Here is a 7,315-nt window from a genome sequence, read left to right as displayed (position 1 = left end):
TTTATACAGCTTTCAGGTTAATATTAATAAATTCTAATTTTTGGTTAAATCATTGAATTATAAAATATTGATAAAATAATGGATTGTCGTAATAGATTCAAGATACTGATTTATAATTAATTTTTATATTTTAACTATAAAAATATTATCTTTTTCTTACTTATTCCAAATACGACATTACTTAAAAACATAAATGCTCACAAAATCGTCCAGATTAAACAATATAGGTCTTTCCTATAACCCCATACAACTTAAGATTAAACGAGCTGTAACAGCAAATGAGGGCGATTTAAGGGCATATATAACTCAAGATAGAACTTTCCTATTTTTGAAAGTATGACCTAGGTCTTATTACAAAATCTTTAAGGAATATCGTGGATGGCTAGCCTTCATTTTTAGCCTACACACCCCTTACATTGTTCATCCCTCAGTGCTGATTGAACAAGTAATTTATTTGTACTCCGTTTAGGCGGGGAGTTTTTCTTTAAAGCTCCGTTCTTTTTTCATTGTGAAGTTAATAAGAATTGTTCTCAAAAATCGCCAGCTTCGTTCTCTTATGTTATGGAACTGAAATACTATACATATCGAAACTACCGAACTCGCCTTCGCTCGACTTAACTAAATGGTTATATGAGGTAATTAAAAGATATTCAAATCTCCACGCCCTCTGTTGATCTCAATATCTAAACTGATCTGTACAGTCGGTTGGAGACTCAATCAGTTGTAACGCTTTAAAATATGTGAAAGAAAAAATTAAAGTCATGGCGTTATAACTAATTGAGTTCAATAAGAAACTAAAAGTTGAGAGAAAGAGCAAAAAAGAAAGGTTCAATAAAAAACTAAAATTTGAAGTAAAACGCCACAAAAGAACCAGTATCGAATTTAAGCTTTGTACAACACAAGAAAGCCCCCAAAAGAGCTAATATCTGATTTAGGCTATTGTGACACCCCATCAAGCCAACGAATCACTGAATAACGAGCTACGCCAAGCTGTTTTGCTATCTGTGTATGGTTTAAACCTTTAGCCTTCAAACGTACTGCTTGAACACGTTTAGCGCTGTATGCATCACCTTTAGCTTTACCTCCTAACTGTCCTTTACGTGTCTGACGATCAATAAACTCTTGGTATGCATAGCCATCACGTTTCCATACCCAACGAGCAATAGATTTTGCAATGCCTTTCACTTCGTTGTACTGCATCGGAGCAGTGAATTGAGCATTGATTGAACAGCATTGAGCAATGACCGATTCAAGCCACTGATTGAACTTGTTATCTCGACCTCGATATTGTCGCACCTCAACATAAGCCCAATGTCGCACTGTATGGAACACACAGCAGTTACGACCAAGCCCTACAGCTTCATCAACTTTGATTTGTTTATTGATTTCCCTTGTTGTTAAGTCTAAGCGTTCAGAAAGCTGATCAAGTGTGTAAGGTTGTTCACGTAGAATATGGGTACGCCAATGCTTATGTACAGCATTTTTAGTAATAAGTCCGCTGTAGCTAATATCTGCATTCAATACAGCTCTAAGAGCCAAATAGACAGCATTGCCGTACTTTATGGGCTTATCGTTGCTTGCATTAGTGTGATAGATAGGAGTTTTTAGCTGATAAACGTAGTGTGCATGTCCATTTTCAGGATTCTCTACGATTAAATTAGGAACTGGTACGCCTACCATTGAATAAAAGAAATCAATATAAGCCGTTGGATAGTCGAGATCAAAGACAAAGAAATGAGTGTAATAGGGATGATTAGGCTGAATATAGCGTTTAAGCAAAGCTAAATGCTTAGGACGAATCTGTAACCCGAAATCCATATTGTCTGAGCAATAGGGCTTGTTGGGCAGATTGCCTGTAAATTGTTCTAAGCCTAATGATAATTGTTGCATTGCATAACTTCACTGTTTGCAAATGCTCAAACAACCTGTATTATTATTCTCAGATTGTTTGAGCTTCACGGTTCATATGATTTAAGGATTCAAGCCTGTATTTCTAAACTTTGGCGAGCGAGGAAATACGGGCTTTTTCATGTCTGAAATATTTGTATCATAATTCCATGTAGATAAGAAATTTTCTAACAGTTAATTATTCAGATAACCGTGAAAAGCTCCCTATCTATTCCACTGACATTATTAGAAAGCGGAATATCCTAATTCCCTTTGATGTCTAAAAGCATGGACTAAAACAATATTGGTTATTGGATCGAAAGAGTACAAACAAACATAGCCACTACTGCCATATTTAATTTTGAGTTCTCTAAAATCCTTATTCTCAATTGGGTATATTCGACCAATTAAGGGAAATTCTTCTAACTTTTTCACGTTCGACAAAATAACAGTGATTACCGCTTTTGCCTGTTCCTTTGCTTCATTTGCTACCAAAAAATTAGCAAAACGCACTAAATCTTGTTTAGATTCTTCGGTATAGACTACTTGTGGCATGTTGGAGCTTCTAAAGGCGTATCACTGGTTAAACTGTCTGCCCAAGCCTGTAGCTCATCATGCGTTACATGCAAACCTGTTTGTTGATAATTCTCAAAAGAACGGATAGCTTGAGCTTCATAATCCATTTTTGCTTGCATTTGAGCAATATAAGCGTCCACGGCTTCAACCACTAGGCTATGTACAGTTCTTTGCTTTAGCTCAGCAATTTGGGCTAATACGTGCTTTCTGTGTCCTAGTTTTACCGATGTGATGCCACTAGGTTTAGGTGCATTAGATGCTTGAGTAGTTGATGGCATGTTTTACCTCCAAAGGTAATACCTTTTAACACCTAAAATATAGCATAGTTTAGGTCTGGGTATGACAACTTATCCAAATAAACGACCTAACAACCCTTTCTTTTCATGATTCTTATGTTCTATGAGCTTCTGATCTAATTGCTGTTTAAGCCATGCTTCGTTTGCTTTGACGTATTCTAATTGTTTCTCTAATTGTTCAACCTGTCCTTTCAATTGTTCAATTTTTTGTAGTAAAAGCTGTTCACTATTGCTCTTTAATTGCTCATCAATCTGTTCAATTTTCTGTACTGGCTTACTTGTACTGTTTAATAGCTCAGTGACAGCCTGTTCTGTCGCTTTTTTATCTGCCTTATTTCCAAACAAACGCATCATATCTTGAACAGAAACATTACCTTCACTGTTTTTTGTTATCTCACCTTTCTTGATTCGAGCATAAATAGTATTCCTACTTATTTTAAATAGTTTACTTGCTTGATTGATTGAAATACTGCTCATATATGTTCATTTTTATAAAACTCAACTGAACAACAATATACAACTATAAACATGATCAAATATGCAAATATTGTAAATGTGTTCAGTTGTCTAAACATCGGTAAAGTTATAAACGCTTTATAGTAATTGTCACATCATTCTGCTCTATAATTTCCATATAGTTTGTAAGATAACCTGATGTAGTGAACAAATGGCCTATTCCTGAATATAAAAATCGATTTACTAGAACGATGTACGTGAATGAAGCAATACAACTACCAGTAAAATTAATTTTCGTGCGTGTACATCAAGCAAAAAAGAAAACTATTCAAAACTTGTGACTTCATAGCCACTATCTTGTTTAACAATTAGAATTCTAAAATTCCAAGGGCCTTTATTTTCAGTTTCATTTAAACCAGATTCATATATATCAGGTAAAAGTAATATACAGTCATATGCTAATTTAGAATTTCGTGTAAGAGTTTTATCGCAATTAACTAATTGAAAGTTATTAATAACAGATGAAATTGTATCAAAGTCAAAGTAAGAAATATTTTTCTGAACTTCAAAAAATTCTTCGGTTCTAGTTTGTGGGTTATATACCTGTTTTCGGTAGTCTATTATAGTGTTAGGTACATTGATTATTTTTCTACCAAATGGCTCACGAACTTTTTTATCAGACGAATTCATTGCTTTATTATAAAAATATTCTTGAAGCAAATTTTGTACATATCCAGTAGCTTCAATAGAATCAAAACCATTACTAAAAGGATCTTCTTCATTTATCTCTACAGATTCACTAACAGACTCTGAATTATTTACGATTTTTGGTTCATTTACGGTTTCAGACTTAGCTATCATTTCTGATTCTACCTGTATACTGGCAGGCTCAGTTTTATTAATTTTCAATAAAGCATATATGGCAATAATGACTGCTATAGCTGTAGTAACTATTAAAACTATATTTAATTTAGATAAATTATTCACAAGTCTCTCATATAATTGTTAAGTTTTATTAGTAAAATTATATACATATAAGATTTCAGATAAAGAAAATAATTAATAATTTTATAAATTATCATTAGACTATACCTTAACAATAATAAAACTAGATGATGAAAAACCTATCAATAGACTATTATTTATAATTAAATAATAGTATTATCATAAGACTTAAATATCAAAGACTATATAATAAAATGACTATTCGTATATATGTAAGAGCTAGTACAAAAGATCAGGATGCTGAAAGAGCATTAGAAGACTTAAAGCAATTTGCTAATGAAATTACTGATACCGCTATAGAGTATGTGGAAAATGAATCAGGTACTAAGCTAGAAAGACCTATACTTAATAAGCTTTTAAATGAATCAGAAAATGGGGACACCTTGTTAGTTGAAAGCGTTGATAGGCTATCGAGACTTTCACAGTCTGACTTTGATGTATTGAAAGGACGTATAAAAGAGAAAGGATTAAAGCTAATTGTAGCTGATTTGCCAACTACTCATGTTTTGATGAATACAGACGATACTATTACAGCTTCAATCCTTAGTTTGATTAATAACCTTCTAATTGATCTATTGGCTACAATGGCTAGATTAGACAATGATAAACGTATAGAGCGTATTAAGCAGGGATTAGCTAGAAGTGGCTATAAACCAACGGGGAAGAAAGCTGATACAAATAAACATGATAGAATCAAAGAGTTAAATGATAAAAATTTAACAAAAGAAGAAATAGCTAAAGCTGTCGGTTGTGGCGTAGCAACTGTATACAGAGTTTTAAAGGGGTAATTTATGAGTTGTTTAATCATATATAAAAACCCCTCTAAAAGTGCATAAGGCGTACTGTAATTTCTACGCCTCTCTATTTAATAATAGATACACATACAAATAAATAACACTACTGAATAATACTTATTTCTTTACCTTTTAATGAATAAACTACTAACTACTGACCACTATCGTGGATATCCAGTCAACAATGAATACAATAAAAATAGTGAAAAAAACTATCAACTTAGCAAAGATAACATGAGAGAAATATACCTAGCTTTAGTACATGCTAGAGATAATATAAAAAGACCTATAGCTTTAAGATATACATTAGGACTAAATAATGATCATTCATTTGATATAAGTAAATTAACTAGAAAGATTAAGAGTATATTTAATGATACTGGATATTCATTTATTTATAGCTTTGAACATGCAAATAAAAGAGGACTACACTTAGAAATAATTTTGGTTGTAGATAAAGAAAAGTATAATCCTCACATGGTTTACAAATTATTAAAAAAGATATTAAGAAAAATAAAAGGTATTTCAATAAAATCAAGAGTTAATGAATCTAATAGTAAATATGAGGAGTATGAATATGTATCTTTAACATACCACCATGTTAGAGGTGAATATTTAAAGACAGGTATAAGAGAAGGTCATAATTTAAAGAATGAAGCTCACTTTAAAGCATGTATCTATAGATCTTCATACCTAGCAAAGCTAGGTGATAAAACATTAGTACAATATAAAAAGAAATTTGGAACAACAATAGGTGGAAATAAAAATGATTAATCAAAAGAAATCAAATACAGAATATAATCAATTTTTGGTAGTGTTTAAATTTAACGTGTTATCCACCTATTTTTCATATCCTGATTATATTTCAACAAAAATAGATGTAAGACTGCCTCGTGATTCTCTTTCTTCTTTGAAAAGCTCAAAGTTTTTCGTGTAAAACGTCCTAAGCGATTTCTCAGTGTGGCATTAAAGCGCTCAACATGGTTAGTTAACCCTGTATGTTTACCTACAGAACGGTGTGTTTCTGGATCAAACACTTCAGCATAACTTGACCAATAATCACTGTAGGTTGCTAAATTAAAATAGGGAGTAGGAATACGGCAACGCAAATCTGTACATATTTTATCATTACGTTGACCACATACATAAGCAATAACTTGACGTGTACGACGGCAGAGTGCAATCCAAGTCCAAACCTTATGACGACGAGCTTTTACGAAACTCCACAGTTCATCCAGTTCTAGAACATCTGTTGGATCAGCATCAAGTAATTCATCACTCAGTTTCCTGTTGTTTACTTTTTTTTATCCAGCTCATCAGTGTTTCAGGTGCCACACCGAATAAGCGCTGCATGCCTCTTAAACTGCCTCGTTCAAGATAAGTATTGATGATGAGTTCTTTCTGCGTTTCTGTATATTTAATTTTAGGTTTGAGCGCACTTGAACGACCACAATCTTTACATCTGAACTGCGCATTTCCACTTTTATTGTGTCCATTATTATAGATATTCGCTGATTGGCAGCGGGTGCATAGGTAGGTTGTAGTTTCTATGATCATTGTCAGTATTTACGACTTGTGTGGTTTCAATTGTATTCTAAAATAAAACACGTTGGATCTGAGCACTACCCAATTTTTAAGCAATTTAGTTCTATGGAATGTGCTTCATAATAGATATAAAAAAGATGAAGGACAAGGACATAACCAGAACAACAATTATGAGAAAATGATAGATTATGAAGCATCAGTAAAAGACTTTTTACCAGAAATTGAAAAGCTAGATAGGGATAATATTAAATCATATTTTCCATTAGTAGATGATATAGCTCTTATTAAGATATTCAAGGAAGTAGTTAGATTATAATTATAGGTTTAGATCTTACTTTTGTTGACTATTAGTTAGTAACCCTAATATCTAAAATAAATATAAATCAAAGATAAATAAATAGTTATATAAAAATTAGATTATTAGTAATTCTTATTACTAATATAAACCTATAGAAAGAAGATAATTTCTATAGGTTTAACCACATTTTAAAATCCTTCAAAAATCCTTTTTTATACAGCTTTCAGGTTAATATTAATAAATTCTAATTTTTGGTTAAATCATTGAATTATAAAATATTGATAAAATAATGGATTGTCGTAATAGATTCAAGATACTGATTTATAATTAATTTTTATATTTTAACTATAAAAATATTATCTTTTTCTTACTTATTCCAAATACGACATTACTTAAAAACATAAATGCTCACAAAATCGTCCAGATTAAACAATATAGGTCTTTCCTATAACCCCATA

Annotated in this window: 9 protein-coding genes; 2 read left to right on the top strand and 7 right to left on the bottom strand. The window is 31.9% G+C overall.

Annotation, left to right across the window (positions count from 1 at the left end; genetic code table 11):
• Positions 1–936: 936 nt before the first annotated feature.
• From B9T30_RS16175 to B9T30_RS16155, 5 genes are all read right to left on the bottom strand, one after another.
• Positions 937–1,890, bottom strand: coding sequence for a replication initiation protein (locus B9T30_RS16175; RefSeq protein WP_086185905.1), 954 nt, complete (start codon positions 1,888–1,890; stop codon positions 937–939).
• Positions 1,891–2,133: 243 nt separating this feature from the next.
• A complete protein-coding gene (locus B9T30_RS16170; RefSeq protein WP_086185904.1) occupies positions 2,134–2,442 on the bottom strand; it encodes a type II toxin-antitoxin system RelE/ParE family toxin in 309 nt (102 codons plus the stop codon).
• Entirely contained in the window at positions 2,430–2,741 is a 312-nt protein-coding gene (locus B9T30_RS16165; protein ID WP_086185903.1) for a hypothetical protein, read from the bottom strand. The genes B9T30_RS16170 and B9T30_RS16165 overlap by 13 nt, the downstream gene beginning before the upstream one ends.
• A gap of 69 nt (positions 2,742–2,810) precedes the next feature.
• Positions 2,811–3,236 (bottom strand): plasmid replication DNA-binding protein, encoded by a 426-nt coding sequence (locus tag B9T30_RS16160; protein WP_086185902.1) that lies wholly within the window; start codon positions 3,234–3,236, stop codon positions 2,811–2,813.
• A 303-nt stretch (positions 3,237–3,539) separates the two neighbouring features.
• Entirely contained in the window at positions 3,540–4,202 is a 663-nt protein-coding gene (locus B9T30_RS16155; protein ID WP_086185901.1) for a hypothetical protein, read from the bottom strand.
• Positions 4,203–4,414: 212 nt separating this feature from the next.
• Here B9T30_RS16155 and B9T30_RS16150 point away from each other — a divergent pair, with 212 nt between their 5' ends.
• Both B9T30_RS16150 and B9T30_RS16145 read left to right on the top strand, forming a co-directional pair.
• Positions 4,415–5,008, top strand: coding sequence for a recombinase family protein (locus tag B9T30_RS16150; protein ID WP_086185900.1), 594 nt, complete (start codon positions 4,415–4,417; stop codon positions 5,006–5,008).
• Between the two features lie 141 nt (positions 5,009–5,149).
• Positions 5,150–5,788, top strand: a complete 639-nt coding sequence (locus B9T30_RS16145) for a hypothetical protein (RefSeq protein ID WP_086185899.1) — start codon at positions 5,150–5,152, stop codon at positions 5,786–5,788.
• Positions 5,789–5,838: 50 nt separating this feature from the next.
• On the opposite strand, the gene B9T30_RS16895 is transcribed toward B9T30_RS16145, so the two are convergent.
• Together B9T30_RS16895 and B9T30_RS16135 are read right to left on the bottom strand one after the other, a co-directional pair.
• Complete coding sequence (locus tag B9T30_RS16895; RefSeq protein ID WP_413772581.1) at positions 5,839–6,252, bottom strand: IS1 family transposase; 414 nt, start codon at positions 6,250–6,252, stop codon at positions 5,839–5,841.
• Positions 6,253–6,289: 37 nt separating this feature from the next.
• Positions 6,290–6,571, bottom strand: coding sequence for an IS1 family transposase (locus B9T30_RS16135; RefSeq protein WP_086185897.1), 282 nt, complete (start codon positions 6,569–6,571; stop codon positions 6,290–6,292).
• Positions 6,572–7,315: the final 744 nt, after the last annotated feature.

It is taken from the genome of Acinetobacter sp. ANC 4973 (assembly GCF_002135275.1).
Lineage (GTDB): Bacteria > Pseudomonadota > Gammaproteobacteria > Pseudomonadales > Moraxellaceae > Acinetobacter > Acinetobacter kyonggiensis.
The sequence above is the reverse complement of the archived record's forward strand: the minus strand, read 5'-3'. Positions and strand labels throughout refer to the sequence as shown.